Annotated in this window: 28 protein-coding genes and 1 pseudogene; 13 read left to right on the forward strand and 16 right to left on the reverse strand. The window is 67.5% G+C overall.

Features of this window, described 5'->3' with window-relative positions; genetic code table 11:
- Nucleotides 1-101 precede the first annotated feature (101 nt).
- Complete coding sequence (locus VGV37_RS18025; protein WP_326881123.1) at nt 102-764, reverse strand: orotate phosphoribosyltransferase; 663 nt, start codon at nt 762-764, stop codon at nt 102-104.
- Between the two features lie 158 nt (nt 765-922).
- Between VGV37_RS18025 and thyX the strand changes: the two genes are divergently transcribed.
- Nucleotides 923-1,861 (forward strand): FAD-dependent thymidylate synthase, encoded by a 939-nt coding sequence (thyX, locus tag VGV37_RS18030; protein ID WP_326881124.1) that lies wholly within the window; start codon nt 923-925, stop codon nt 1,859-1,861.
- A gap of 178 nt (nt 1,862-2,039) precedes the next feature.
- Here the strand turns inward: thyX and apbC are convergent, their stop codons facing one another.
- On the reverse strand, nt 2,040-3,173 hold the full coding sequence (gene apbC, locus VGV37_RS18035) for an iron-sulfur cluster carrier protein ApbC (protein ID WP_326881125.1): 1,134 nt from the start codon (nt 3,171-3,173) through the stop codon (nt 2,040-2,042).
- Nucleotides 3,174-3,317: 144 nt separating this feature from the next.
- Between apbC and hflK the strand changes: the two genes are divergently transcribed.
- From hflK to VGV37_RS18055, 4 genes are all read left to right on the forward strand, one after another.
- Nucleotides 3,318-4,466: an FtsH protease activity modulator HflK gene (gene hflK, locus VGV37_RS18040; RefSeq protein ID WP_326881126.1), complete on the forward strand. Its 1,149-nt coding sequence runs from the start codon at nt 3,318-3,320 to the stop codon at nt 4,464-4,466.
- Nucleotides 4,463-5,341 (forward strand): protease modulator HflC, encoded by an 879-nt coding sequence (gene hflC, locus VGV37_RS18045; RefSeq protein WP_326881127.1) that lies wholly within the window; start codon nt 4,463-4,465, stop codon nt 5,339-5,341. The genes hflK and hflC overlap by 4 nt, the downstream gene beginning before the upstream one ends.
- A gap of 11 nt (nt 5,342-5,352) precedes the next feature.
- Nucleotides 5,353-5,541: a DUF2065 domain-containing protein gene (locus VGV37_RS18050; RefSeq protein ID WP_326881128.1), complete on the forward strand. Its 189-nt coding sequence runs from the start codon at nt 5,353-5,355 to the stop codon at nt 5,539-5,541.
- 101 nt (nt 5,542-5,642) lie between these two features.
- The gene (locus tag VGV37_RS18055; RefSeq protein ID WP_414638029.1) at nt 5,643-7,172 is read left to right on the forward strand and encodes a DegQ family serine endoprotease; all 1,530 of its coding nucleotides are present in this window, start codon (nt 5,643-5,645) and stop codon (nt 7,170-7,172) included.
- A 6-nt stretch (nt 7,173-7,178) separates the two neighbouring features.
- Here VGV37_RS18055 and VGV37_RS18060 read toward each other — a convergent pair whose 3' ends face one another.
- From VGV37_RS18060 to VGV37_RS18075, 4 genes are all read right to left on the reverse strand, one after another.
- Nucleotides 7,179-7,997 carry a DUF2272 domain-containing protein gene (locus VGV37_RS18060; protein WP_326881130.1) on the reverse strand — a complete coding sequence of 273 codons (819 nt, stop codon included), beginning with the start codon at nt 7,995-7,997 and terminating at the stop codon, nt 7,179-7,181.
- A gap of 40 nt (nt 7,998-8,037) precedes the next feature.
- The gene (locus VGV37_RS18065) at nt 8,038-8,226 is read right to left on the reverse strand and encodes a hypothetical protein (RefSeq protein WP_326881131.1); all 189 of its coding nucleotides are present in this window, start codon (nt 8,224-8,226) and stop codon (nt 8,038-8,040) included.
- A 269-nt stretch (nt 8,227-8,495) separates the two neighbouring features.
- Nucleotides 8,496-8,939, reverse strand: coding sequence for a response regulator (locus VGV37_RS18070; RefSeq protein ID WP_326881132.1), 444 nt, complete (start codon nt 8,937-8,939; stop codon nt 8,496-8,498).
- A 161-nt stretch (nt 8,940-9,100) separates the two neighbouring features.
- Nucleotides 9,101-10,054, reverse strand: a complete 954-nt coding sequence (locus VGV37_RS18075; protein ID WP_326881133.1) for an acetyl-CoA carboxylase carboxyltransferase subunit alpha — start codon at nt 10,052-10,054, stop codon at nt 9,101-9,103.
- A 235-nt stretch (nt 10,055-10,289) separates the two neighbouring features.
- Between VGV37_RS18075 and VGV37_RS18080 the strand changes: the two genes are divergently transcribed.
- Nucleotides 10,290-10,769, forward strand: coding sequence for an Rrf2 family transcriptional regulator (locus VGV37_RS18080; protein ID WP_326881134.1), 480 nt, complete (start codon nt 10,290-10,292; stop codon nt 10,767-10,769).
- Here VGV37_RS18080 and VGV37_RS18085 read toward each other — a convergent pair.
- From VGV37_RS18085 to VGV37_RS18095, 3 genes are all read right to left on the reverse strand, one after another.
- A complete protein-coding gene (locus VGV37_RS18085) occupies nt 10,738-11,715 on the reverse strand; it encodes a CoA ester lyase (protein ID WP_326881135.1) in 978 nt (325 codons plus the stop codon). The genes VGV37_RS18080 and VGV37_RS18085 overlap by 32 nt on opposite strands.
- 101 nt (nt 11,716-11,816) lie before the next feature.
- Nucleotides 11,817-12,512, reverse strand: coding sequence for a carboxymuconolactone decarboxylase family protein (locus VGV37_RS18090; RefSeq protein ID WP_326881136.1), 696 nt, complete (start codon nt 12,510-12,512; stop codon nt 11,817-11,819).
- A 2-nt stretch (nt 12,513-12,514) separates the two neighbouring features.
- Nucleotides 12,515-13,414 (reverse strand): amidohydrolase family protein, encoded by a 900-nt coding sequence (locus tag VGV37_RS18095; protein ID WP_326881137.1) that lies wholly within the window; start codon nt 13,412-13,414, stop codon nt 12,515-12,517.
- 159 nt (nt 13,415-13,573) lie between these two features.
- Here VGV37_RS18095 and VGV37_RS18100 point away from each other — a divergent pair, with 159 nt between their 5' ends.
- The gene (locus tag VGV37_RS18100; RefSeq protein ID WP_326881138.1) at nt 13,574-13,762 is read left to right on the forward strand and encodes a hypothetical protein; all 189 of its coding nucleotides are present in this window, start codon (nt 13,574-13,576) and stop codon (nt 13,760-13,762) included.
- 4 nt (nt 13,763-13,766) lie between these two features.
- Here VGV37_RS18100 and xerD read toward each other — a convergent pair whose 3' ends face one another.
- Genes xerD through VGV37_RS18115 form a run of 3 tightly spaced genes read right to left on the reverse strand, consistent with a single transcriptional unit; the run spans nt 13,767 to nt 16,580 of the window.
- Nucleotides 13,767-14,705 carry a site-specific tyrosine recombinase XerD gene (gene xerD / locus VGV37_RS18105; RefSeq protein ID WP_326881139.1) on the reverse strand — a complete coding sequence of 313 codons (939 nt, stop codon included), beginning with the start codon at nt 14,703-14,705 and terminating at the stop codon, nt 13,767-13,769.
- A 5-nt stretch (nt 14,706-14,710) separates the two neighbouring features.
- Nucleotides 14,711-16,384 (reverse strand): hypothetical protein, encoded by a 1,674-nt coding sequence (locus VGV37_RS18110; protein WP_326881140.1) that lies wholly within the window; start codon nt 16,382-16,384, stop codon nt 14,711-14,713.
- Nucleotides 16,385-16,439: 55 nt separating this feature from the next.
- Entirely contained in the window at nt 16,440-16,580 is a 141-nt protein-coding gene (locus tag VGV37_RS18115) for a hypothetical protein (protein WP_326881141.1), read from the reverse strand.
- A 132-nt stretch (nt 16,581-16,712) separates the two neighbouring features.
- On the opposite strand from VGV37_RS18115, the gene VGV37_RS18120 reads away from it, so the two are divergent.
- Entirely contained in the window at nt 16,713-17,315 is a 603-nt protein-coding gene (locus tag VGV37_RS18120) for a shikimate kinase (protein WP_326881142.1), read from the forward strand.
- Nucleotides 17,315-18,421 carry a 3-dehydroquinate synthase gene (aroB, locus tag VGV37_RS18125; protein WP_326881143.1) on the forward strand — a complete coding sequence of 369 codons (1,107 nt, stop codon included), beginning with the start codon at nt 17,315-17,317 and terminating at the stop codon, nt 18,419-18,421. Before VGV37_RS18120 ends, aroB begins: the two co-directional genes overlap by 1 nt.
- A gap of 11 nt (nt 18,422-18,432) precedes the next feature.
- Here aroB and VGV37_RS18130 read toward each other — a convergent pair whose 3' ends face one another.
- The 3 genes from VGV37_RS18130 to VGV37_RS18140 all read right to left on the reverse strand — a co-directional run bounded on the left by VGV37_RS18130 (nt 18,433) and on the right by VGV37_RS18140 (nt 20,493).
- Nucleotides 18,433-19,557 (reverse strand): aminotransferase class I/II-fold pyridoxal phosphate-dependent enzyme, encoded by a 1,125-nt coding sequence (locus tag VGV37_RS18130; protein ID WP_326881144.1) that lies wholly within the window; start codon nt 19,555-19,557, stop codon nt 18,433-18,435.
- 51 nt (nt 19,558-19,608) lie between these two features.
- On the reverse strand, nt 19,609-19,836 hold the full coding sequence (locus VGV37_RS18135; protein WP_326881145.1) for a twin-arginine translocase TatA/TatE family subunit: 228 nt from the start codon (nt 19,834-19,836) through the stop codon (nt 19,609-19,611).
- Nucleotides 19,837-19,956: 120 nt separating this feature from the next.
- Nucleotides 19,957-20,493 (reverse strand): phasin family protein, encoded by a 537-nt coding sequence (locus VGV37_RS18140; protein ID WP_326881146.1) that lies wholly within the window; start codon nt 20,491-20,493, stop codon nt 19,957-19,959.
- Nucleotides 20,494-20,662: 169 nt separating this feature from the next.
- On the opposite strand from VGV37_RS18140, the gene VGV37_RS18145 reads away from it, so the two are divergent.
- The 4 genes and pseudogenes from VGV37_RS18145 to minE all read left to right on the forward strand — a co-directional run.
- Entirely contained in the window at nt 20,663-21,532 is an 870-nt protein-coding gene (locus VGV37_RS18145) for a hypothetical protein (RefSeq protein WP_326881147.1), read from the forward strand.
- Between the two features lie 178 nt (nt 21,533-21,710).
- A complete protein-coding gene (gene minC, locus VGV37_RS18150; RefSeq protein ID WP_326881148.1) occupies nt 21,711-22,433 on the forward strand; it encodes a septum site-determining protein MinC in 723 nt (240 codons plus the stop codon).
- A 172-nt stretch (nt 22,434-22,605) separates the two neighbouring features.
- Nucleotides 22,606-23,418, forward strand: coding sequence for a septum site-determining protein MinD (gene minD / locus VGV37_RS18155; protein ID WP_326881149.1), 813 nt, complete (start codon nt 22,606-22,608; stop codon nt 23,416-23,418).
- Nucleotides 23,418-23,657: pseudogene (minE, locus tag VGV37_RS18160) on the forward strand (cell division topological specificity factor MinE); the annotation flags it as partial. The gene minD and the pseudogene minE, both read left to right, overlap by 1 nt.
- Nucleotides 23,658-23,796: 139 nt before the next feature.
- On the opposite strand, the gene VGV37_RS18165 reads toward minE, so the two are convergent.
- Nucleotides 23,797-24,447 carry an ABC transporter substrate-binding protein gene (locus VGV37_RS18165; RefSeq protein ID WP_326881151.1) on the reverse strand — a complete coding sequence of 217 codons (651 nt, stop codon included), beginning with the start codon at nt 24,445-24,447 and terminating at the stop codon, nt 23,797-23,799.
- Nucleotides 24,448-24,618: the final 171 nt, after the last annotated feature.

A 24,618-nucleotide genomic window follows, 5' to 3' on the forward strand; every position in this document is an offset into this window, starting at 1 on the left:
CGCATCGGCAAGCTGCTCGACTGTTTCTCGCCATCCGAGTGCGCTGCCTATCTCGCCAACTCAGGTTACGCTTCAATTTAAAACGAACACGCTCTAGGTCGCTACTCCGGCGCCTTCCAGCCTTCCGGATCGTCCAGGAACGACTTGATCGCCTGATATTGCGGCGGGGTGAAGCTGCCGCGTTCGTTGGCCAGTTCCAGCACGTCGCGCCAAGTGGTCAGCCCGTGTAGCTGTACGCCCTCGGCGGCAAGACTCGAGACGCTCGACGGGAAGATCCCGTAGTGGAACACGACGAAAGTATGGGCGATCTGGCCGCCGGCCGCGCGGATCGCGTTGATGAAGTTGATCTTGGAGGTGCCCTCGCTCGCCAGATCCTCGACCAGCAGGACGCGGGCGCCCTCCTTCATCTCGCCCTCGATCTGGGCCATCCGGCCGAAGCCCTTCGGCTTCTTGCGGATATAGAGCATCGGCAGCGACAGCCGCTCGCTGAGCCAGGCCGCGAAGGGGATGCCCGCGGTCTCGCCGCCGGCGATGGCGTCGAGCGACTCGTAGCCGATCCGGCGCGTGATCATCTCCGCTCCCAGGTCCATCAGCTTGGCGCGCGCCCGCGGGAACGAGATCAGCCGACGACAGTCGATATAGACCGGGCTCTTGCGGCCAGACGTGAAGGTGAAAGGCTCGTCCGGGCGGAAATGCACCGAATTGGTTTCGAGCAGGATGCTGGCGGCGGCAAGGGCCGCCTGCTTCTCGAAGCTGTCGCTCATCGATCGTTCCTTGGAAGGGATATTGCCGTGTTTCTAAGGGGTCGGGCGGCGCTCGGCAATGCTCGACGTGGATTGCCCACATATGCGGTTCGGTTGGCTGGACGCACACAAGATGTAGTGGTAATCAGGGAGCCTCCCTGTTGCCGAGGCCCCGTCCCATGCCGTTGAACGAAGACCAGCAGACCGAGATCGCGGCGCTCCGCCAGGCTTCGACCCCGACCCGCCGCGCAACCGTGCCGGCGCTGGAGGAGATCCTGTACGACGCGCTACCCGTGCTCGATCATGGCTTCGTCCGCGTCGTCGACTACATGGGCGACGATGCCGCGGTGGTGCAGGCGGCCCGCGTCTCTTATGGCCGCGGCACCAAGAAGGTCAGCGAGGACAAGGGGCTGATCCAGTATCTGATGCGCCACCGCCATTCGACCCCGTTCGAGATGTGCGAGATCAAGTTCCACGTGAAGCTGCCGATCTTCGTCGCCCGGCAATGGATCCGGCACCGGACCGCGAACGTGAACGAGATCTCGGCGCGCTATTCGATCCTCGACAACGAGTTCTACATCCCGGCGCCGGCGCAACTGGCCGCTCAATCGGCGGTCAACCGCCAGGGCCGGGGCAATACGCTGGAAGGCGACGATGCCAAGCGCGTCATGGCCCTGCTGCGCGAGGATGCGGAGCGCGCCTATGGTCATTATGCCGAGATGCTGAACGAGGACGAGACTGGCAAACCAGTCGATCCGTCGCGCGCCGGCCTCGCGCGCGAGCTGGCGCGCATGAACCTGTCGCTCAACTTCTATACCCAATGGTACTGGAAGACCGACCTGCATAATTTCATGAATTTCCTCAGCCTGCGCGCCGATCCGCATGCCCAGTACGAGATCCGGGTCTATGCCGACGCGATGCTGGGCGTGCTCGACCGCTGGTGCCCGGCCAGCGCCGAGGCGTTCCGGCAATACCGTATGGGCGGTGCCACCCTGTCGTCCGCCGGTTTGGCCGTCGTCCGCCGCCTGCTGGCCGGCGAGGCCGTGACCCAGGACCAATCCGGCATGGGCAAACGCGAATGGACCGAACTGCAGGCGACGCTGGGGCGCAACGCCTGAAACTCCGTCGCCATTGCGGTGCGGCCGACTTGCCGCTCGCGACTTTCCGTCATGGCCGGGCTTGACCCGGCCATCCACGGGGTCGGCCAACGCGGGTGCGCTGCCGGCGAATTTCCGCGTGGAGATGCGTGGATCCCCGGGTCAAGCCCGGGGATGACGAGAGAAGAAAACATCGCTCCTACGCAATCGTGATCTTCGGCGCTTGGCGCGGTGCGGTGCCCGAGATCTTTTCCCAGACCCGGGCGGCGATCTGCATATAGGCCTGGGACAGGGGCGAGGCGGGGTCCTCGACCACGATCGGGGTGCCGGCGTCCGAGGTCTCACGGATGCGGATGTCCAGCGGGATTTCGCCCAGGAATTCGGCGCCCAGCTTCTCGGCCTCCAGGCGGGCGCCGCCGTGGCTGAAGATCTCGGTGCGATGGCCGCAGTTCGGACAGCAGAAATAGCTCATGTTTTCGATCAGGCCCAGGACCGGCACCTCGACCTTGGCAAACATGTTGATGCCCTTGCGCGCGTCCAGCAGCGCGATGTCCTGGGGCGTCGACACGATGATGGCGCCGGCGAGAGGCACCTGCTGGGCCATGGTCAGCTGCGCGTCGCCGGTGCCGGGCGGCATGTCGACCAGCAAAATGTCGAGCTCGCCCCAGGCGACGTCGCGCAGCATCTGCTGCAGCGCGCCCATGACCATCGGGCCGCGCCAGATCGTCGCGGTATCCTCGGGCACCAGGAAGCCGATCGACATGCACAGGATGCCGTGGTTGCGCATCGGCTCCAGGATCTTGCCGTCGGGCGAGCGCGGCCGGCCGGTGATGCCCAGCATGCGCGGCTGCGACGGGCCGTAGACATCGGCGTCCAGCAATCCGACCTTGAGGCCCTGGGCGGCCAGCGCCACCGCGAGATTGGTCGTGGTGGTGGATTTGCCGACGCCGCCCTTGCCCGACGCGACGGCGACGATGGCGCGGGCACCCGGCACCAGCGAGCGGGGCGCAGGGCGCGGGGCGGCGGCACCATGGGCATGGCCGTGCCCGGCATGGTCATGGGCGGCCGCCTGCGGCTGGGGTGCACGGGCCGCTGTCAGCACCGCGCTGACCGACAGCACGCCTGGAATGGCCTCGACCGCGCGCTCCGCCGCCTTGCGCACGGACTCGAACGCGGCGGCGCGGGAGGGTGCGATCTCGATTGAGAACACCACGTTGCCGTCGCGGATGGCGATGCCGGAAACCATGCCCAGGCTGACCAGGTCGCGGCCGCGCTCCGGGTCCATGACCGCCTTCAATGCCGTCAAAACCTGCTGTTCGCCGAAACCTGACATCTAAATAACCTTTCCCATCGACACCACTTCCTGGATACGCCGTGCCAGCGCTTTGATATAAGGGCCGGATCGTCGGCCGCACAATCGGGTGCGTGTCGGGTATGTGCCCTTTCGGGCCCAGTCTTTCGAAGGTTTCTTTCAGACATGCCGTGGAATGGGCAAGGGGGCGGCGGTGGCGGCCCCTGGGGCGGTGGCGGCGGTCAGGGCCCCTGGGGGCGCGGACCTTCCGGCGGCGGCAAGGGCAATGGCCCGCAGCCGCCCAATCTCGACGAGTTGCTGCGGCGCGGTCAGGACCGTCTGCGCGGGCTGCTGCCGGGTGGCAACAACAGCGGCGGGCGGCTGGCACTCCTGGCCGTCCTGGTCGTGTTCGTGCTGTGGCTGGCGACCGGCATCTATCGGGTGAACCCCGACGAGGCGGGCGTCATCCTCCGCTTCGGGGCCTACTCGGAAACGACGCCGCCCGGCCTGCACTATCACCTGCCGTCGCCGATCGAGACCGTCGACAAGCCGAAGGTGACGCGCGTCAACCAGTTCGACATCGGCGGCGGCGCCGAGCTTGCCGTTCGCGGCAAGGCGCAGCCGGACGAGCTGCTGATGCTGACCGGCGACCAGAATATCGTCGCGGTCAATTTCTTCGTGCAGTGGATCATCGACAACCCGCAGGCCTATCTGTTCAACGTGCGCGATCCGGAGACGACGGTGAAGGCGGCGGCCGAGGCCGCGGTGCGCGAAGTGGTCGGCCAGACGCCGATCGCCAGCCTGTTGACCGACGGAAAGTTCAAGGCGGCTGCGGATGCGAAGGTCCTGCTGCAGGGCATTCTCGACAGCTACAATTCGGGCATCAAGGTGACCGAAGCCAACCTGCAGAGCATGAGCGCGCCCCGACCGGTGATCGATGCGTTCCTCGACGTGCAGAATGCGGCGACCGACCAGGCGCGCCTCAAGAACGAAGCCGAGGCCTATAGCAACAACATCGTGCCGGTGGCGCGCGGTGAAGCGGAACAGCAGATCCAGAATGCCGAAGCGTACCGCCAGGAAATCATCGCCCGGGCCCAGGGCGACGCGCAGCGCTTCCTGTCCGTGCTGGCCGCCTATCAGGCGAACAAGGACGTGACGGCCGAGCGGCTGTATCTGGAGACCATGGAAGGCGTGCTGAAGAACGCGAACAAGGTGCTGATCGACAAGTCGGCCCAGGGCGTCGTGCCGTACTTGCCGCTGCCCGGTCTCACAGACAAGCCTCAGGCGGCATTGCCGCCGAGCGCGCCCCAGCCGAAGTCGGGGGGCAAGCCATGAACCGCTCCATGATTGCCGGCGTCATCGTCGGCGCGATCGTCCTGATTCTGGTCGCCTTCAACGCGCTGTTCATCGTCGACCAGACCGCCCAGGCGCTCGTGATCCAGTTCGGCCGTCCGGTCCGCGAGGTTCGCGCGCCCGGGCTGCATGTCAAGGCACCCTGGCAGAATGCCGTATTCTATGATCGCCGGCTGCTCGACCTGGAGCCGGCACCGGAGAGCGTTACGCTGCGCGACCAGAACCGGTTGCTGATCGATGCCTATGCGCGCTATCGGATCATCAATCCGCTGCAGTTCTATCAAAAGGCCGGTACCGAGGCGCGGTTCCAGCAGAACCTCAGCCTGATCATCTCGGGCACGCTATTTTCAGTGCTGGGCACCCAGCCGCTGAGCGCGCTCCTGTCCCAGGATCGCGACAAGGTCATCAGCGAGATCGGCAGCAAGGTCTCGGACCAGGCGAAGCCGTTCGGTGTGGAAATCGTCGATGTGCGCATTCGGCGGGCCGATTTGCCGCCGGGCAACAGTGATGCGATCTATGCCCGCATGCGGTCGGAGCGGCAGCGCGAGGCGAACGAGTATCGTGCCCAGGGTGCCGAGCAGGCCCAGGGCATCCGTGCCCGCGCCGAGCGCGACCGCACCGTGATCCTGGCCGAGGCGACGAAGCAGTCGCAGATCCTGCGCGGCCAGGGCGACGCCGAAAGCATCAAGACCTATGCCGACGCTTTCGGCAAGGACATGGAATTCTTCACCTTTTACCGTAGTCTCGAGGCCTATCGCACGGCGCTTGGCCCCGACACGACCATGGTGCTCTCGCCCGACAGCGAGTTCTTCCAGTATTTCGGTCAGCACAAGGCGGTGAAGGCGACGGGTCCTTGATGGACGGCGGATTGCGCGATCTCCTGACCGCGATCGCGCTGCTGCTGGTGATCGAGGGCGCGCTATATGCGCTGTTTCCGCAGCCTATGAAGCGGGCTCTGCTCTCCGTCATCGGCCAGTCCGAGGGCCTGCTGCGCGGTGCCGGCCTGGCGGCCGCGTGCCTCGGCGTCGGTCTGGTCTGGTTCCTGCGGCATCATTGAGCAGCCGGCGCCCGGGAACGAACTGGCTCCCGGGCGCCGTTGGTTCTAGTGTCGATGACGCTATATCGTAATTTTTCCGGTGGTCGCGAGGAGTGATCCGGTTGAGTGGACTTCTTACCCGTTCGGGCCGCCGGTCGGCCTCGCGGGTCGCAATGATCGGACTGGCGCTGGCGCTCGGCGCGGGACCCGCCTCGGCGCAGGCCGAAGCGCAACTGCCGGCGACACCGCTGGTCATCCCCGGGCTGGGGCCGCTCGCCAACCGGCTGCTGCCGGCCGTGGTCAATGTCTCGACCAGCCAGACGATCAAGCCCGATCCCAAGAAGAAGCCCGATCCGGACGAACCGCAGGCGACGCCAGGCTCGCCGTTCGAGGAATTCTTCAAGGATTTCATGGATCGCCAGGGCCGGGGCAGCGGCGGCGACAAGGGCGCCACGCCGAAGCCGCAGAAGTCGCAGGCACTGGGCTCCGGCTTCGTGATCGATCCTGCCGGCCTGGTCGTGACCAACAACCACGTCATCGAGGACGCCGACGAGATCACGGTCATCCTGCAGGACAACACCAACCTGAAGGCCGAGCTGGTCGGCCGCGACCAGAAGACCGATCTGGCCCTGCTTCGCGTGAAGCCCGATCATCCGCTGCCGTCGGTCCCGTGGGGCGACAGCGATAAGGCCAAGGTCGGCGACTGGGTGATGGCGATCGGCAATCCGTTCGGCCTGGGCGGCACGGTCACCTCCGGCATCATTTCGGCCCGCGCGCGCGCGATCAACGACAATGGTCCATACGACGAATTCCTGCAGACCGACGCCTCGATCAATCGCGGTAATTCCGGCGGTCCGTTGTTCAACACGTCGGGCGAGGTGATCGGCATCAATTCGGCGATCTTCTCGCCGTCCGGCGGCTCGATCGGCATCGGTTTCGCCATTCCTTCCGATCTGGCCAAGAACGTCATCGCCCAGCTGCAGGCGACGGGCAGGGCGCGGCGGGGCTGGATCGGTGCGCGCATCCAGACCGTGAACAATGATGTGGCGACGGCGCTCGGCCTCGATACGGCCAAGGGTGCGCTGGTCGGGGGCTTCGTCGACAAGAGCCCCGCCAAGGAGGCGGGCATCCAGCCGGGCGACGTGCTGCTGCAGTTCGACGGCCGCGACGTCACCAACAGCCGCCGCCTGTCGCGCCTGGTCGCCGACGCCCAGGTCGACAAGCCGGTGCCGGTCAAGCTGTGGCGCAAGGGCGAGATGAAGACCGTCATGGTCAAGGTCGGGCAGGCGGTCGAGACCGAGGAGCAGACCGCCTCGCTCGGACCCGGCACCGGCATCAGCCCGTCGATGCCGCTGGTCAAGGCGCTCGGCCTGTCGATCACCGAGGCGACGCCGGACCTCAAGGACAAATTCAAACTCGACGATTCGGCGAATGTCGTGGTGGTCGACGTGGCCAAGGGCAGCCCGGCCGCCGACAAGGATCTGCATCCGGGCGACGTCATCCTCGAGGTGGCCCAGGAAGAGATCAAGAGCGCCCAGGAAGTCGCGCGCAAGATCGAGGACGCCAAGAAGGCAGGGCGCAAATCGATCCTGCTGCTGGTGGACCATGGCGGCGACCTGCGCTTCGTCGCCCTCCGCGTCGATCAGGGCTGACGCCGCTCACTCGTCGTAGAGGACCCGCAGCACGACGGACCAGGGATAGCGCGGATCGATCGCACCGCCGCCAGGAGCGGTGAGCACGCCGCCCGCCGTCACGGGAACATGGGTCAGCGCCACCGTATCCTCGACGTTGCCGCCGACCACCGAAATCTCGCCCGGCGCGACCGCCACGACGATGGCGCAATGACTGGCGAACCGTCCGGCCGGCAAGTCCTCGAAACGGAGGCCTTGGGCCCCGTCGCGGCCGAAACAGACGAGATCGCCGGCCTGTGGCGCATAGCGGTCGGCCGGCTCGGCCCAGAGCGCGATGCCGGTGGGTTTGCCGAGCGACGTCGCGCGGGCCGCGTCGATGTAGACCGAATGGGACGCGCTATAGGGAAAGTGCCGTCCCGCGCCGGCGATGCGCATGACGTAGGAGATGAAGGCGGCCGACCAGGCGAAGCTGCCGTCGTCTTCCGCCGGAAACATCCGGCCCGCGGCATCATGCTTGCCGGTCCAGCGTCGTGCCGGGTCGTCGGCATCCAGGCCCAGCCACCAATATTCGCCGACGCGCTGCCACAGGCCCGGCAACCGCTCTGCCTTCGCCGCCGGATCGATCGACGGCCGGTCGGCCGGATCTTCGTCGGCGACTTGGCTGCCGAACAGGCGCCATTCCCGAAGCGCGATGGCAACCGCGCCGGTCCGACTGAACGGCTCGTACGGCCGGCGCGCGAAATCCGGCACATGGCCGTCGCGGGCGTTCGGCGTGGCGCAGCCGATCAGCAGCCCGACGAACGGCAGCAGAGGAATGAAACGGGTCGGGCAGCGGGGGCGCGGCATGGCGCGCCAACCCTAGCCATCTTTCTTTGGTGCCGCTGCCTCAATGATGGGCGTGCAGCGACCCGGTCGCCCGCGGGGCGGTGCGAACGCCGGCCTGCAACTCGACCAGGGCCCGCTGCAGCAGCTTCATTTCGGCGCGATCGTCGCGGTCGGTGATGTCGAGATAGCTCAGCTTGTTTTCGACCAGATCGACCAGGGTCTCGACGGTGCGGGCGGAGAAATTCGACATGACGACCTCGCTCTCTACAGGGTTGGCTCAGGTACGGTCTTACCTGGAGAGGAGAGCAAGCGATGTGCCACGGGCCGTTTCCAAACAGCGCGCGGCGAAGATCCGCGGAAATGCTGGCTTGCGGGTGCCGGAGCAACGGCACCCGCCCTGGTTGCGCTAGCCGGGGGCCACGCTTCCTTAAGCCTTACCCTTCGGCTTGTGGCAATTTGCCTGGCGTTGCGCAGGCGTCCGGAGCTCGTTTGGGTATTTTGCCTGTGGATCCACGAGGGTCAGCGGAAATGGCCGTGATGGAAATCGTCGCTGCGCGACCGTTCTTCCGCCCGTTTGGCCAGACACTGCTCGATGAGTTGCACTGCCTGGGACGGCCGGAACGGTTTGGGCAGCCGATGGCCATAGACCATGGGACCGGCCTCGGCTTCGGCCAGCTGAAAATAGCCCGAGGTCAGGATCAGGATGGTTTCGGGCCGGAAGCGATAGAGCCAGATGGCGAGATCGGTCCCGTCCGCGCCACCCGGCATGCGGACGTCGGAGATGACGATATCGATCTGGCGATGATCGTGCAGCACCTGTTGGGCCGCCTCTACACTGGCCGCCTCGAGCACGTCGTAGCCTGAGATGGTCAGGCCTGTCGCCAGCATGCTGCGCAGTTCGGCCTCGTCGTCGACGATGAGGACGGTCGCCCGATGGGCGGCCTCGTCCACGGTCTTTGGCATTGCCCTGCTCATCCCGCCCCGCCTCTGCATAGAATACGCGGGGTCGAGACCCCACGCTCGGTGGTCAGGCGGCGAACCCAGACCCCATAGAGCGAACGGTGGTACGGCAAATAGGTTTCTGGAAAAATAATTCGAATTCGAGATTGTTTTGAATCAATACGTCAGAGCCCGTGGGCGCCCATCGCGAGGAATTTCTGGCGGCGCTGGATCTTGAGATCGGCCGGCGCCATGTCGAGCAGCGGCTTCAGCGACTCCTGCAGCGCGTCGCCCAGGGTGGCGATGGCGGCGGCCCGCTCGCGATGGGCGCCCCCGACCGGCTCGGGCACGATCCGGTCGATCACGCCCAGCTTCAGCAGGTCCTGGGCGGTCAGCCGCAGGGCTTCGGCCGCGACCGAGGCCTGGTCGCCGCTGCGCCACAGGATCGAGGCGCAGCCCTCCGGCGAGATCACCGAATAGATCGAATGCTCCAGCATCAGCACCGTGTTGCCGGTCGCCAGCGCCACGGCGCCACCGGAACCGCCTTCGCCGATGATGGTCGCGACCAGCGGCACGGTCAGCTTCAGGGAGGCCTCGATCGATCGGGCGATGGCCTCGGCCTGCCCGCGCGCCTCGGCATCGATGCCGGGCCAGGCGCCGGCCGTGTCGACCAGGGTGATGACCGGCAGGCGGAACCGCTCGGCCATCTCGAACAGGCGGATCGCCTTGCGATAACCTTCGGGGCGCGCCATGCCGAAATTATGGCGGACGCGGCTCTCGACCTCGTGGCCCTTCTCGGTGCCCATGACCACGACCGATCGTCCACGGAAGCGGGCGAGGCCGCCGACGATCGCCCGATCCTCGGCAAAGGCCCGGTCGCCGGCGAGGGGCGTGAACTCGGTAAACAGCGCCTGGGCATAGTCGAGGAAATGCGGCCGGTCCGGATGGCGTGCGACCTGGACCTTCTGCCAAGCCGTCAGCTTGGCGTAGGTCTGCTTCAGCAGCCGCGAGGCTTTCGCCTCGAGCACGGCGACCTCGTCGGTGATGTTGATGTCGGCTGCGGTCGGCAGATGCCGCAGCTCTTCGATTTTGCTTTCGAGCTCCGCGATCGGTCGCTCGAATTCGAGGAAATTTTGCATGGCCGGTGTCGTTACCACGGTTGAGCCTGCCCGCCAATCGCGATGCAGCATGGCGGCGTGGCAGAAACCGGTGGCTCCGTCGCCCAGAAAAGGCGCCCAATCTGACGTACAACGGGATATGTCGTTATCCGTCAGGTGGTTACGGGTGGATTGCCCGGACTCGATCGATCTTTCGATTGAGTGGGGATGGCAGGGGCAATAAGATGTATTTTCCTTATATCTTATGAGCGGTGCGATGAAGCTGACCCTGCTGACGGATTACGCGCTGCGCACTCTGATCTTCGTCGGGACCAAGCAGGGCGAACTGTCGACGATCGGCGAGATCGCCGCCGCCTTCGACATTTCCAAGACCCATCTGATGAAGGTCGTCCACAAGCTGGGTCAGTGCGGCTATCTGGAAAACATCCGCGGAAAGAATGGCGGGATCCGCCTGCGCCGCCGGCCGGAGGAAATCGGCATCGGCGATGTGGTGCGCGCGATCGAGGAGGACCTGGCGGTCATCGGCTGCATGACCGACGAACGGTTCTGCCGGATCCAGAGCACCTGCGTGTTGCAGGGCGCGTTGCACGAGGCGACGCGGGCGTTCCTGGCTGCCCTCGATGCCTACAACCTGGCGGATCTGCTGGCGCCGCGGGCGCAGCTGGCCCAGGTGCTGGGCCTGCTGCACCCGTCCGGTTTCGTCCTCAGTGGCCGGCGACCTGGGCTGCCTTCTTGACCAGCACCTCGGCCTGGCGGATCGACGCGATGTCGATCAGGCGGCCATCGAGCGCCACGGCGCCCCGGCCCTCGCGCTGGGCTTCCGCCATGGCTGCCAGAATGCGGTGGGCCTTGCCGACCTCTGCCTCGGACGGGCTGAACACCTCGTTGGCCAGCGCGATCTGTGAAGGGTGGATCGCCCATTTGCCTTCGCAACCGAGCACGGCACCGCGGAACGCCGCGGCCTTGTAACCGTCCGCATCGGAGAAATCCCCGAACGGGCCGTCGACGGGACGCAGGCCGTTGGCGCGCGCGGCAACCACCATGCGGGCGATGGCGTAGTGCCACATATCGCCCCAATGCACCGCGCGTTCGCCGACCGCATCCTTGTCGGTCAGGACCGAATAGGATGGGTTGGCGCCGCCGATGTTCGTGGTACGCGCCCGGGTCGAAGCGGCATAGTCGGCGACGCCGAAATGCAGCGACTCGTTGCGCTTGGACGCCGCCGAGATTGCCTCGACGTTCTGCATGCCGAGCGCGGTTTCGATGATCAGCTCCAGGCCGATCTTCTTGGTATGGCCCTTCGCCTGCTCGATCTGGGTCACCAGCATGTCGACCGCATAGACGTCCGACGCGGTGCCGACCTTTGGAATCATGATCAGGTCGAGCCGCTTGCCCGCCTGCTCCACCACGTCGACCACGTCGCGATACATGAAATGCGTGTCCAGCCCGTTGATGCGGACCGACATGATCTTGTTGCCCCAGTCGATGTCGTTCAGGGCCTCGATGATGTTCTTGCGGGCCTGCGGCTTGTCGTCCGGCGCCACCGCATCCTCCAGGTCGAGGAAGATGACGTCGGCGGCGCTCTTCGCCGCCTTCTCGAACAGCTGGGGCGAACTGCCGGGTACGGCGAGTTCGCTGCGATTGAGCCGGGCCGGCGCTTGGTCGATCAAGGTGAAGCTCATGGCAGGATCCTCGGGCGGTTCGTTGATAATGGAAATATTATCGCAATTCGGAAAATCCGATATCGCTGGTGGACGATGCTTTGTCAACCGTGCCGGGGCGGTCACGAGGCGGAATCGTCGGCCAGCATCTCCAAGGCTAGCGAGGCCGCACCGTTGGCGCGGGGCATCCCGGCATAAGCCTGCACGATGATCAGCACGGCGGCGAGCGTCTCGCGGGAGATGCCGCTGCCGAGCGCCACCCCGATATGGAAGCGCAGTTGGTCGGATTGCCCGCCCAGGCTGGCCAGCATGGCGACCGTCATGATCTGGCGATCCCGCGCGACCAGCGTCCCGTCCGCGAGCACGAGGCCGGACAGCTCCATGGCCCTCGGATAGTAGATCGGCGACAGGGGAACGAACCCGGCGGCCTGCTGGGCCCGGCGGCCGGGATCGAACCGGTCGTAGAGACGGGCGCCCTGCTCGACACGCGCCGCCCGGTCGGCGGGGATCGGTATCGCCCCGTCGAGCGCCGTCGCCTGCCCGGCCTCGGCAAGGGCGCGCCGCAATTGTTCGTACGCGCGGCGCGGAACGACGACGCCCAGATAGCCGATCGCGTGCACCAGCATCGCTTCCAGCCGCTTGGGTGCCGATCCCTCCCGGATCGCCTCGCGCAGGGTGGCGGCCAGCTCCGGTCCCTCCGGCCCGACGACGAGAAGGCATCCGACCGTCGCCAGCCGCTGGTCCTCGACGCTCAGGCCATCGACCGTCCGGCGGTCCTCGACCAGGAAATCGGCCACGGTCTCGAATGCGCTCGCCATGCCTACTCACCCAGCCGGTAGAGCCGACAGGTATTGTCGTGGAGGACCTTGCGCTGGTCCGCTTCGGGCAATTCCGCCAGCCAGTCGCGGTAGCCGCCGAACAGGCTGTCGAGCGGCGCGAACAGGCGGTCGACCGGAAAGTTGCTGGCGATGAGGACGCGGTCCGGGCCGAACGCCGCGAGCAGCCGCCGGAAGACCGCCCGGGCGTGCTCCGGGACCCAGGCCTTTTCTGCCAGCATCAGGCCGGACAGCTTGATCGCGACGTTGGGCCGTTCCGCCAGGGCGGCGATGCCGTCCGACCAGCGGGCGAACGCGTCGCCGGCCGGGGCGGGCGGATAGCCGGCGTGGGTCAGGACGAACCGCACGCCGGAGAATGTCCCGGCCAATGCCGCGGCCCGGCCGGCCAGGGCCGGCGGGGCCTGCAGGTCGAACACCAGTTCGCGGGCGTCCAGCGCCACCATGCCGCGCCGCCAGTCGGGATCGTCGATCCGGGTGTTCGTGCCATCCGCCTTGGTGAAATCGCCGTCCTGCAACCGGTCGCGCACGCCGCGGAACAACGGAAACGCCGCATGGGCCGCGATCAGGGCTGCAGCACCGTCCGCGGCCAGATCGATGTGGGCGACATGGGCGTGCGGCGCACCCCGGGTGTCGGCCACGCTCTGGATCCAGCGCATCTCGCCCAGCGTGTCGTCCGGGTCCCATCCCGCCTCCACATGCACCATCCCGACGACATGCTGGTGCCGGGCGTCGGTGCGGTAGTCGTCCAGCAGATAGGACCGGCGAATTTCGGCGGTCTTGCCGAACGGTCCCGACGGCTGGGCCGGCATCAGCCAGGGATAGGGATTTTGCTCCAGGTTCCAGAAATGAACATGGGCATCGGCGATGGGCAGGATGTCCGACATGGGGCATTCCCCTGGGAAACTCGAGAGTGCAGGCCATTGATGGCGCCGGCCGCACCGTCTTGGCTTGCATCATGGCGCCGTCGTGCCTAATCAGGGAAGGATCGATCCGCGCGCGGTCGACGTTCCAGACCAAGGCAACGAGGCAGGATGAAGAACCGCATGACGACCAGAGCACGTCTCCTTCTCGCCGTGGCGGCGCTCAGCCTCGGCGGATGCGGCCTGTACAAATGGCAGAAGCCGGGCGCCGACGATACCGCGTTCAAGGCGGACTCGGGCTCCTGCCAGCAGGTCCAGAATCCGGACGGCTATGCCGCCTGCATGCAGGGACGCGGCTGGACGTTGAACTGACCCTTCACGGCCGGCGCTTGGCCAGGGGATGATGGGCGGTCACCAGCGCCGTCAGGCGTTCGACATCGACGTGGGTATAGATCTGGGTGGTCGAGATGTCGGCATGGCCCAGCATCTGCTGCACGCTGCGCAGGTCGGCGCCGTGACTCAGCAGATGGGTCGCGAAGGCGTGGCGCAGCACATGGGGCGACAGCTTGCCCGGATCGATGCCCGCCTTGACCGCAAGATCCTTCAGCAGCTGGCCGAAGCGCATTCGGGTCAAATGGCCGCTCGCCGCGCGTGACGGGAACAGCCAGCGCGACACCTGGCCCTTGGCCAGGAACAGCGGCCGCACGGCCAGATAATCCTGCACCGCCCGCAGCGCCTGGCCGCCCAGGGGAACCAGCCGTTCCTTGTCGCCCTTGCCGCGCACGACGATCGCCCGGTCGCCGCGCGCCACCGTGCCGAGCGGCAGGGAAACGAGTTCCGACACGCGCAGGCCGCTCGCGTACATCAGCTCCAGCATGGCGGACAGCCGGATGCCTTCTGGGCTTTCATCGGCGCGGGCGGCCTCGATCAGGCGGGTCACCTCGACCTCGCTCAGGATCTTGGGCAGGGGGCGACCCTGGCGCGGGGCGTCGATGACGGCGGTCGGATCGTCGGCCCGCAGGCCCTCGATCAGCAGGAATTTGAAGAATTGCCGCAGCGCCGACAGCCGCCGAGCCGCCGTGCGCGGCGCCATGCCGGTCGCATCCAGCCGGGCCAGGTAGCGCCGGATGTCCTCGGCACCGGCGGCGGCGGTCGGCGTGTCCTTCAGGAACCCGTCGAAATCGGCGAGATCGCGCCGATAGGCGTCGAGCGTCAGCGCCGCCGCTCCCCGTTCGGCCGACAGCATTTCCAGGAACGCCTCGGCCTGGCGCGGCAGGATCGCCGGCGGCGCCTTGGGACGGCCCGGTCCCGCCATCGCGGCTAGAGCCCTTCGGCCAGGGCCGCGTCGATCGCCAGGTGGCGGGCCTCGTCCGGCAGGCCGACCTGGCGCAACGCCGCGACGGCCTGCGCCGCCAGCACCGGCTGGGTGCCGATGCCTTGGTCGCCCAGGCTCGTGAACAGGGCGAGCAACGTCCCGCCCAGGCGCTTGTCCGCGGCCGCGACGGCCATCAGGGCGGCCGGCCCGGCCGCGGGCGAAGTCAGGCTCGCCGCGCCGGGATCGGCGAGCGGCAGCAGCATCTGGTCGGGCAGCGCGACGCCCTCGGCCGCCAGCAGCAGCGCCGTGGCGGCGGCGCGGCGCGGCGCGGCCGCATCCTTCTTGCCGCCGGCAAGGTCTGTCAGCGTCACGCCGGCCCAGGCCGGTGCCGCATCGCCCGCGACGGCATGGGCGAGCGGCAGCAGGGCGACTTGAGCGTCCGGCGCGGCCAGGTCGTACCAGACGCGCGCCGCGCGCGGCTGGTCGAGCGCATAGAAGGCGCGGGCGAAGTCCGGCGCTACGGATTTCAGATCACCGCTCGCCGGCACCTCGGTCAGCAGGCCCGCAGCGGCGCGGACGAGCGCCGGATAGGCATCGCTCCGGGCATCGCCCAGGTAGGCCGCCAGGAAATTCGCCTTCGCCGCGATCTGTGTCGCGTCACGGGCGGCATGGAACAGGATGGCATGCGCCCGGGCGCCGCCGGCGGTCTTGGCGCGATTGAGCGGGCTCTGTCGGTCCTCGTCGGTGAACTCTGCCGCCAGATAGGCGTCGGCGAGCCGTTCCGGCGCGATGGCGCCATAGGTGGCGGCCTTTTCGGCGGCGACCAGGCGCTGATCGGGCGGAAAGCCCTCGCCCAGCGCCACCGTGCGCAAGATCGCGAGCGATGCCGCATCGAGCGCCTTCTTCGGCAACGGCTGCCCGGCCTTCTGCAGCAGGGCCAGGCTCATGGTCTGGGGCGACGGCAGGATGTCCGGCAGCTTGGCATCGACGCCGGCGGCCTTCAGCACCACGGTGGAGAAGCCGTCGTCCCTGACCTTGGCCTCGCGCAGCATGTCGAGCCCGAGCTGCGCCTGGTCGACCTGGCCGGCAAGCGCCTGGCAGGTGACGGTTGCCTGATCCCAGTACGGCCCTTGCCAGGACGGATCGCGGCTGCGGGCGCCCTCGCAGGCGGCCTGGGTATTGCCCGACAGGAACGCGAGATCGACGACGACCCGCGCCACATCTTCGCCGCCGCCAGCCTGCGGGGCCGATTGCAGCAGGGCCAGCGCACTGTCGGCCCGGCCGAGCGCGGTCAGGCGTTCGGCACGCAGCGCCAGCAGGGCGCCGCCGTTGGGCTTATCGCCGGCCGGTGGCGCCGCCGGGCTGGCCAGCAGGCGAAACGCCAGGTCCTGCAAGGTCGGAGACGTGCTGGGCCTGATCCGCGGGATCAGGGGTTCGGCGCCGGCGCGCGACGTGCCCTGCCACAGGGTCGGCGGCAGCCGGCGGTCGTTGGGACCGAGCGCGCCCAGCCCATCGGGGCTGGGTGGCGCCAATTGATCGACCGTGATGCCCGAGGAGCCGAGCGGCTGGGGAACCTGGCCAATCGCGGGCCGCGGCGTCGGCGGCGGAACCGGAACCAGCGTCCCGGCGGGCGCCAGGCGCACCGGGGGGCCGACCTGGGCACGGCCGATGCCGGGCAAAAAGACGAATCCGAACGCCGCAACGATGACGACGAACGATCGATAAGATGCTGATCTAGCGGGGAAAGCGCGCATCCGGCAGGACTTTTTCGACCTTCTGTGGAGAGGCGGACGGCGGCGAAAAGGCCAGGAACAGCCCCCCGCCGACGATGACGAGGACGATCAGCACGGCCAGAGCCAGAAATACCTTACCCATTTATATCCATCTTGCGCACACTCGTTACCGGACTTGCCGCGACGCGACAGACCCGGCATACCGGACCATGTTACGCTCGGGTCGTGGACCCACTTCATGGCATTTTTTCGGTCGGTTGGGGAGAGGAGGACGATGCTTAATCCGCAGCCGCCGTTTCGGCTCGGTCGAACCCTGGTGCTGGTCGGCTTGATGGGGGCGGGCAAGACATCGATCGGCAAGCGGGTCGCCCAGCGCCTGGGTGTCCCTTTCACCGATGCCGACAGCGAGATCGAGGCCGCGGCGAACATGACGATCGCCGAAATCTTCGCGCGCGACGGCGAGGCCGCGTTCCGGGCCGGTGAACGCCGGGTCATCGCCCGGCTGCTCGACGGACCGATCCACGTACTGGCGACCGGCGGCGGCGCGTTCATGGACCCGGCGACCCGCGGGCGCGTCCGCGAGCGCGCCCTGTCGGTCTGGCTTCGCGCCGATATCGAAGTGCTGCTGGCCCGGGTCGCCAAACGCCGGCATCGCCCGCTGCTGAACCAGGGCGACCCGCGCGAGGTGCTCGAACGGCTGATGACGATACGCCATCCGATCTATGCCGAGGCCGACCTGACCGTCGACAGCCTGGCCGCCCCGGCCGAAGCCATGGTCGAGCGTGTCCTGGCCCTGCTCGCCACCTGGGCCGACGCCAACGGCATCGTCGACCATCCTCCGGAATATCCGCGTTCCGCCATTCACGAGGTCGCCTGATGAGCCTTGTTCCGGTCACGCTCGCCGGCCGCAGCTACGACATCCTGATCGAGGGTGGCCTGATCGCCCGCGCCGGCGCGCTCATCCGTCCCGTACTGGGCACGCGCCGCCTGGTCGTGCTGACCGACGAGAACGTGGCCCGCCATCATCTGGCGCCGCTCGAGGCAAGCCTGGCCGCGGCCGACTACGGGTTCGACGTGGTCGTGGTGCCGCCAGGCGAGCAGGCCAAGGACCTGCACCGCTTCCCGGATCTGGCCGAGCGGCTGCTGGGCCTGGGCCTGGAGCGCGGTACCGCGTTCGTGGCATTGGGCGGCGGCGTGGTGGGCGATCTGACCGGCTTCGCCGCGGCGACCCTGCTGCGCGGGATGGATTTCGTGCAGATCCCGACCACGCTGCTGGCCCAGATCGACAGCTCGGTCGGTGGCAAGACCGGCGTCAATGCCCGGCGCGGCAAGAACCTGGTCGGCGCTTTCCATCAGCCGCGGCTGGTCCTGGCCGATCTGGACGCGCTCGCGACATTGCCGCGCCGCGAATGGCTGGCCGGCTATGGCGAGATGGTGAAATACGGTCTGCTGGGCGATGCCGGCTTCTTCGAGCAACTCGAACGGACCGGTGCCGATATCATCGCCGGCGCTGCAGGGCCGTTGGGCGAGGCGGTGGCCCTTTGCTGCCGCATGAAGGCCGGGATCGTGGCGGAGGACGAGCGCGAGGCCGGCCGCCGCGCCTTGCTCAATCTTGGCCATACCTTCGGCCACGCGCTCGAGGCGGAGACCGGGTACGGCCCGGACCTGCTGCATGGCGAGGCGGTGGCGGTCGGCATGATGCTGGCGGCGGACCTGTCGCGGCGGCTGGGTCTGGTGAGTGATGGCGACTTCGGACGCATCGGCGACCATCTGGCCGCGGTCGGGCTCAAGACCCGGATCGACCAGGTGCCGGGCGGGCCGTTCCCCGCCGACCGGCTGATTGCCCATATGGCGCACGACAAGAAGGTGGCCGACGGGCGCATCGCCTTCGTGCTGATGCGCGGCATCGGCCAGTCGTTCCAGCGCCGGGACGTGCCGCCGGATCTGGTGCGCGACTGTTTCCTGGCGGCCGGCGCGGTCTGACGGGCTGCCCGCTACAAGCAGGCGAAGACCCGGCGGAAGGCGGCGGCGAAGAGGGTGCGCTCTTCCGGGCGGCCAACGGTGACGCGGATGCAGCGGTCGAGCGGGGCGGCGCCGGGCATGCGGATGAACACGCCTTCGCGCTCCAGCAGTGCCGCAAGAATGGTCTTGGCGCAAACGCTGCCGCCGACGTCGATGGTGACGAAATTCGTTGCGGACGGCAGGGCCACCGCGCCCAGTTCGCGGGCGAGTGCGGCATAGTCGGCGCGGCCGGCGGCGACGGCGGCGACCACCGTGGCCACATGATCCTGATCGGCGAGGGCGGCCAGGGCCGCCGCCTGGGCCATGCGGCCGACGCCGAACTGGTTGCGGATGCGGTCGAGCGGCCGGATCGTCTCCGGCGCGCCGAAGGCATAGCCGACGCGCATGCCCGCCAGCCCGTGCGCCTTCGAGAAGGTGCGCAGCCGGACCACGCGCGGATCGTCCGCCGCGATATCGGGGATCGCATCTGCCGGCGCGAATTCGGCATAGGCTTCGTCGAGCACCAGCAGACAGCCGCGCGGCAACCGGTCGACCATGTCACAGATCGTGGCGCCGGTGAGATAGCTGCCGCTCGGGTTGTCCGGGTTGGACAGGTAGAGCAGCTTGGCGCCGACCCGGCGGGCGGCCTCGACCAGGCCCTCGGCGTCGTTGCGGTCGTCGCGATAGGGCACGGTTTCGATGCGGCCGCCGTGGCCGCTCACCTGATAGACGAAGGTCGGATAGCCGCCCAGGGACATGACGGCGATGCCGCCCGGCTCCAGATAGGCGCGGACGAGCAGGCCCAACAGCTCGTCGATGCCGGAGCCCAGCACGACATGATCCAGGGTCAGGGCGTGATGGCGCGCGAGCGCCGTGCGCAGTTCGAACCCTTCGGGGTCGCCGTAGAGGTTGATGTCGAGCGCCGCGGCCCGCATGGCCTCGATCACCCGGGCCGAGGGACCGAACAGACTCTCGTTGGCGCCGAGCCGGACGCCGAGAGGGCGACCCAGGCGACGCTCCAGCGCCTCGGGGCCGACGAAGGGCGTCGAAGCCGGCAAACCGGCGACGATCGCAGCAAGCGCCGGGCGACCGGGCGCCAGATCGGAAGGGACGGCCATGATCGGGCGCGCGTCTCTCTCAAAAGCCTCGGAAGCGAACGCGACCGGCGGTCAGCCGACCTTGTGTTCCTGGTTCTGCTGGCTCGGGATCGGCGAAACCGGCTGGTTCTGGCCGATCGAGGTCGGCTCGACCGGCTTCTCGTCATCCTTCAGGCCCTGCTTGAAGGCTTTCATGCCCTTCGCGAGTTCCCCCATCATCGGCGAGATCCGGCCGGCGCCGAACAGCAGCACGATGACGAAGAGAATGATGATCCAGTGGACGAGGCTCAAACCACCCATGTTGCGTTTCCCGTAATGCGATGCGCGATCCTAGCATGGATCGCCCTTACTAGACGACACGAACCCAATAGGTCGGATGTTCCGGGCTCGGATACAAGCGTCTTGTTGGCGCCGGTCCCGTCAGCTCTTCTTGCGCGCGTCCTTGGTCAGGCGTTTGGCATTGGCGGTCGCGGCGCTATGGACCGGCGCCAGCACCAGGGCCGAAGCCCCCGAGCTCAAGGCGGCGAGCTTGAAGGCATGGGCCGAGCCGCGCGCCCAGCTTTCCATCAGAAAGCGCTGCTGCACCTCGAACATCGCCGACGGTGTCGAGGCCGAGCCCAGCGCGAACACGGCCTGCGCCGTTCCGACGGTCTGCTGCGCCACGAACTTCATGACCTCGCGGTTGAGGTCCTGCAACTCGTCCATCATGACGGCGGAGGCGTCCGAGAAGGCCGCGACCTTTTCCGACGTCATGAGCGAGAATTCGGCGTGGTGGGCGGTATTGAACGGGTCGGCGGCGGCCTGGGCGCCGAGCGCCACGCGATGGCCGATGACGGTGCCGGCCGCCGTGACCGTCTCGCTCATCGCCCGGGCGGTGGCGGCGAAGCCGGCGCTCGTCTCGTTCATCGAGCGCTCCAGCGTATCCGGCGCTGCCGCCGTCGGGATCGCTTTTGCCATGTAACCTGAACTCCCCGGCTGGCCCCGCTTCTCGATCTGGTCCGAGTGGGATCGCTTGCCGCCCTCCATAGTTAGCATATCGCACGCCTGAGCAGTTCCCCGATTCTCGGCGGGGCTGGAGCGCTTCCCGCGTGCCGTCTCGCCGGGGCTTCGTGTAGAGTGCGCGCCCATGACCAAAAACACTCCCCCTTCCGCGGCCGGCCGGGCCCGGCCCCGCCGCCGGGTCGTCATCGCCGCGGTGGTCGCGGTGCTCCTCGTCGCCGCCGGCTGGGGCCTGCGTTCGACTCCACCGTCGGCGCCACCCTCCGCGCCGGCCCCGGTCGTCGCCGCGGTTTCGCCCCCGGCGGCGCCAGCGGCCGCCGCCCCGGAAACGCCCGCGGTCCCGGCCCCGGAAGCGACGCCGCCCCGGACCGCTTCGGACGAGGCGGCTCCCGTCGAGCCGGCGCCCGTACCAGTCGTCGAGGCGCCGCCCGCCCCACCGGCAGCGCCGCAACCGCCGCCTCTGACTTCGGTCCAGGTCGCCGAACGGCCGGTCCACGAGGTGCCGCCGGACAAGAACCCGCCGCGCCCCGACTCGACGGCCCTCGACATGACCCATCCTCCGCCGGGTGCCGCGGGGCAGCGTCCTTCGGAAGGATCGACCCGCGCTGCGCCGAAGCAGTTCTCCGGCGCGGCCAAGGTGACCGGCGCGACCTCGATCACGGTCGGCGCCATCCCGGTCCAGCTGTTCGGCGTGAAGCCGCCCCTGGCGGGCGACCGATGTGAACTGGGCGGCGTCGCCATGGGCTGCCTCGACCTGGCGAAGAGGCGGCTGGGCGAGCGGTTGGGTGCGTCGGATCAGGTGAATTGCCGCACGCCCAATCCGCAGCCCGGCATGGTGGTCGCCTTCGCGATCTGCCTGGACGCTCGTGGCATCGATCTCGGCAGCTACCTGCTGAACGAGGGGCTGGCGCTCGCCGACACCGGCCAGAGCTACGACTATGTCGGCGCCGAGGGCGTCGCCCACACCCTGAAGCACGGCCTGTGGAAATTCCGATGACGATCGCCGTCCGCACACGCGGCGCCTTGGGGTTGCGTTGCGGCCGATTTGCCGGTAAGCCGGTCGCCATGCCGTGCCTTGCGCTCCCGCTCTTCCGTCTCCAGCCTATCGGCGCCGGCGGGTTTGGTGGAATCGAAGGGATGGTCGTAACCCGAAGCATCATGGGGCCGCCCCGCCAATGAGCGCCGATCTCGTCCACGGCGGCATGTTCACCGTCATGGTGGTGCGCGTCGACGATCCGAACGATCCCGAATTCGAGAGCCGGCTGGCCGAGCAGATCGCCCGCAGTCCGACCTTCTTCGCCAATGCGCCGGTCGTGATGGACCTGCAGCATTGCACCGGGGCCGCCTCGGCCGACGCGTTCCACGGGCTGCGGCGCATGCTTAAGCGCCAGCACCTGATTGCGGTCGGCGTGCAGAACGCCAATGCCACCCAGATCCGGGCCGCGATGAATGCGGACCTGGCCGCTTTCGCACCGGCCAATGCCGGGCGCCGGACCGAGAGCGTCGAGGCCGCAGCACCGCCACCGCCGCGCCCGGCCCCGGCCGCACCGATCATCCCGCTGGGCGGCAGTGCCCGCACCAAGATCATCACCCAACCGGTCCGTTCCGGAACCCAGGTCTATGCCCGGGGCGGCGATCTCATCGTGCTCGCGTCGGTCAGCCCGGGCGCCGAGGTCATCGCCGACGGCCATGTCCATATCTATGGCGCGCTGCGCGGCCGGGCGATCGCCGGCGCCGGTGGCGACACCGAGGCGCGGATCTTCGTCGGCAAGCTCGAGGCCGAACTGCTGTGCGTCGCAGGCCATTATCTGGTCAGCGAGGCGATCGAGGCCGATTACATCGGCCGCTCGGTCCAAGTCACCCTCGTCGACGATCGCCTGACCATTTCCGGCACCTGACGGACGCGGTTTCGCCGCGGGTGACTCTGTGGCATTGATGAGATTTAATGACAGTCCGTTATACTAATTGTGGTCGGACGTCGTTAGACCATCTATACTTAGATTTTATCAGCCACGAGCGAGCGACGGCGCGTCCGCGGGCCCGGCTACCGCATCTCCAAGGAGGATCTTGTTGTCCAAGGTCATCACCATTACGTCCGGTAAGGGCGGCGTCGGAAAAACCACCACGTCGGCCGCTTTCGCTACCGGCCTCGCCCAGCGCGGCAACAAGACCGTCGTCATCGATTTCGATGTGGGCTTGCGCAATCTCGACCTGATCATGGGTGTCGAACGGCGCGTCGTGTTCGACTTCATCAACGTGATCAACGGCGACGCCAACCTGAATCAGGCGCTGATCAAGGACAAGCGGGTCGACAATCTCTACATCTTCCCGACGTCGCAGACGCGCGACAAGGATGCGCTCAGCAAGGAAGGCGTCGCGCGCGTCATCAACGAGCTGCGCGATAATTTCGATTACATCATCTGCGACAGCCCGGCCGGCATCGAGCATGGCGCGCTGACCGCGCTCTACCATGCGGACGCCGCGATCATCGTGACCAATCCCGAGGTCTCTTCGGTGCGCGACAGCGATCGCATCCTCGGCATGCTCGCCTCCAAGTCGCGTCGCGCCGAAGAGAACGAGGCGCCGGTCGACGAATACCTGCTGCTGACGCGCTATTCGCCGGAGCGGGTCGAGCGGGGCGAGATGCTGTCCATCGAGGACGTGCAGGAAATCCTGTCGGTGCCGCTGATCGGCGTCATCCCGGAATCCGAGGCGGTGCTGAAGGCTTCGAACACGGGCATGCCGGTCATCCTCGACACCCAAAGCACGGCCGGCATCGCCTATGGCGACGCGGTCGCACGTTTTCTGGGCGAGCAGCGCGAGATGCGCTTCCTCAAGGCTCAGAAGAAGAGCCTGCTTCGTACCCTGTTCGGGAAAGCCTGATGAGCATCCTCGAGCGTCTGTTCCGCAAGCGGAACGATACCGCCTCCGTGGCCAAGGAACGGTTGCAGATCGTCCTGGCCCACGAACGCGCCGGCCGGACCGCGCCGGACTTCCTGCCATTGTTGCAGAAAGAACTGCTGTCCGTCGTCGCCAAGTACCTCGAGGTCGAAGACGAGATGATCAAGATCACGCTGGAAAAGGCCGGCGAGATCTCGGTGCTCGAAATCAACGTCGAGCTCGACAAGGCGCGCATCAAGAAGGCGTTGCCGGTCGTCGGCGCCGAGAACAAGCCGACCGCGACAACGAAAAAGGCCATCGCCGGCGCTTGATGCCGGCAATGGCCCTGTCTTCTATCCGCGACGGCGCGGCGCCAGGCCGTCAGGACAGGTGGGAATCGGTCTCGATCTGGGCGACCTTCTGCTGCAGGACCTGCAGCAGCCCGTCGTAGCCCGAGCGGCGGAACACCGAGGCGAATTCCGAGCGGCGTGTCGCCATCTCGCTGATCGTGCCGGTCAGGTAGATGTCGACGACCTGCCAATGGCCGCTCTCGCTTTCGTCCTGGCGCGTCAGGTAATTCAGCACGACCGGCTCGCCGTCCGACTTGATCAGCCGCGTCGCGACCAGGGTCGAGTCGCCGACCGGCTTGGCGCCGTCGGTCACGAACTTCTCGCCCGAATAGCCGTCGAAGCGGCGGGCATAGGTCGCGGTGATGAACTTGCGGAACGCATCGGTCAACTGCGCCTGCTGCTCGCTCGACAGGGTCGACCAGCCGCTGCCGACCGCAATACGCGTCATGTAGGACACGTCGAACACTTGCCGCACGACGGGCTCGAGCGCCGCGTAACGGCCCTTGTAGCCGAGCTTCTGGGCATTCTGCATGACCGCGAGCAGATTGCCGTTCAGGCTGCTCACCACCATGCTCGGGTCGGCCGCCGACACGGCCGGCGCCGCAATGCCAGGCGCAACGCCCGCGATCGCGATTGCTCCAGCCAATATCATGTCGCGCGTTGCCGCGTACCAGGCCCTCATCATTCCACTCCGTCCACGTCGATCCTGCCCTATGGCAGCGACCGACAATCTCGCTTCGCGCCGTCCCGTCCGCAGGAAGGGCGGCGCCCAAGCGCTCGCGTTCTACTCCATATGGATGCGCCAGATCGATGTTGCAGTGCAACGCCGTTGCAGCTTTTGAATGGCTGTGTC

Origin of the sequence: Aliidongia sp., from assembly GCF_035943795.1 — a bacterium.
GTDB lineage: Bacteria > Pseudomonadota > Alphaproteobacteria > ATCC43930 > CGMCC-115725 > Aliidongia.

Bases quoted from the DNA above. Each gene is read 5' to 3' on its own strand.
- hflK (WP_326881126.1), top strand. From the start codon at position 3,318: ATGCCGTGGAATGGGCAAGGGGGCGGCGGTGGCGGCCCCTGGGGCGGT.
- VGV37_RS18145 (WP_326881147.1), top strand. From the start codon at position 20,663: ATGACCAAAAACACTCCCCCTTCCGCGGCCGGCCGGGCCCGGCCCCGC.
- VGV37_RS18115 (WP_326881141.1), bottom strand. From the start codon at position 16,580: ATGGGTAAGGTATTTCTGGCTCTGGCCGTGCTGATCGTCCTCGTCATC.
- VGV37_RS18075 (WP_326881133.1), bottom strand. From the start codon at position 10,054: ATGCAAAATTTCCTCGAATTCGAGCGACCGATCGCGGAGCTCGAAAGC.
- VGV37_RS18090 (WP_326881136.1), bottom strand. From the start codon at position 12,512: ATGGCGAGCGCATTCGAGACCGTGGCCGATTTCCTGGTCGAGGACCGC.
- minC (WP_326881148.1), top strand. From the start codon at position 21,711: ATGAGCGCCGATCTCGTCCACGGCGGCATGTTCACCGTCATGGTGGTG.
- VGV37_RS18140 (WP_326881146.1), bottom strand. From the start codon at position 20,493: ATGGCAAAAGCGATCCCGACGGCGGCAGCGCCGGATACGCTGGAGCGC.
- VGV37_RS18080 (WP_326881134.1), top strand. From the start codon at position 10,290: ATGAAGCTGACCCTGCTGACGGATTACGCGCTGCGCACTCTGATCTTC.
- VGV37_RS18100 (WP_326881138.1), top strand. From the start codon at position 13,574: ATGACGACCAGAGCACGTCTCCTTCTCGCCGTGGCGGCGCTCAGCCTC.
- VGV37_RS18130 (WP_326881144.1), bottom strand. From the start codon at position 19,557: ATGGCCGTCCCTTCCGATCTGGCGCCCGGTCGCCCGGCGCTTGCTGCG.
- VGV37_RS18060 (WP_326881130.1), bottom strand. From the start codon at position 7,997: ATGCCGCGCCCCCGCTGCCCGACCCGTTTCATTCCTCTGCTGCCGTTC.
- apbC (WP_326881125.1), bottom strand. From the start codon at position 3,173: ATGTCAGGTTTCGGCGAACAGCAGGTTTTGACGGCATTGAAGGCGGTC.
- VGV37_RS18065 (WP_326881131.1), bottom strand. From the start codon at position 8,226: ATGTCGAATTTCTCCGCCCGCACCGTCGAGACCCTGGTCGATCTGGTC.
- VGV37_RS18165 (WP_326881151.1), bottom strand. From the start codon at position 24,447: ATGAGGGCCTGGTACGCGGCAACGCGCGACATGATATTGGCTGGAGCA.
- xerD (WP_326881139.1), bottom strand. From the start codon at position 14,705: ATGGCGGGACCGGGCCGTCCCAAGGCGCCGCCGGCGATCCTGCCGCGC.
- VGV37_RS18025 (WP_326881123.1), bottom strand. From the start codon at position 764: ATGAGCGACAGCTTCGAGAAGCAGGCGGCCCTTGCCGCCGCCAGCATC.
- VGV37_RS18070 (WP_326881132.1), bottom strand. From the start codon at position 8,939: ATGCCAAAGACCGTGGACGAGGCCGCCCATCGGGCGACCGTCCTCATC.
- thyX (WP_326881124.1), top strand. From the start codon at position 923: ATGCCGTTGAACGAAGACCAGCAGACCGAGATCGCGGCGCTCCGCCAG.
- VGV37_RS18085 (WP_326881135.1), bottom strand. From the start codon at position 11,715: ATGAGCTTCACCTTGATCGACCAAGCGCCGGCCCGGCTCAATCGCAGC.
- hflC (WP_326881127.1), top strand. From the start codon at position 4,463: ATGAACCGCTCCATGATTGCCGGCGTCATCGTCGGCGCGATCGTCCTG.
- VGV37_RS18095 (WP_326881137.1), bottom strand. From the start codon at position 13,414: ATGTCGGACATCCTGCCCATCGCCGATGCCCATGTTCATTTCTGGAAC.
- VGV37_RS18135 (WP_326881145.1), bottom strand. From the start codon at position 19,836: ATGGGTGGTTTGAGCCTCGTCCACTGGATCATCATTCTCTTCGTCATC.
- VGV37_RS18120 (WP_326881142.1), top strand. From the start codon at position 16,713: ATGCTTAATCCGCAGCCGCCGTTTCGGCTCGGTCGAACCCTGGTGCTG.
- aroB (WP_326881143.1), top strand. From the start codon at position 17,315: ATGAGCCTTGTTCCGGTCACGCTCGCCGGCCGCAGCTACGACATCCTG.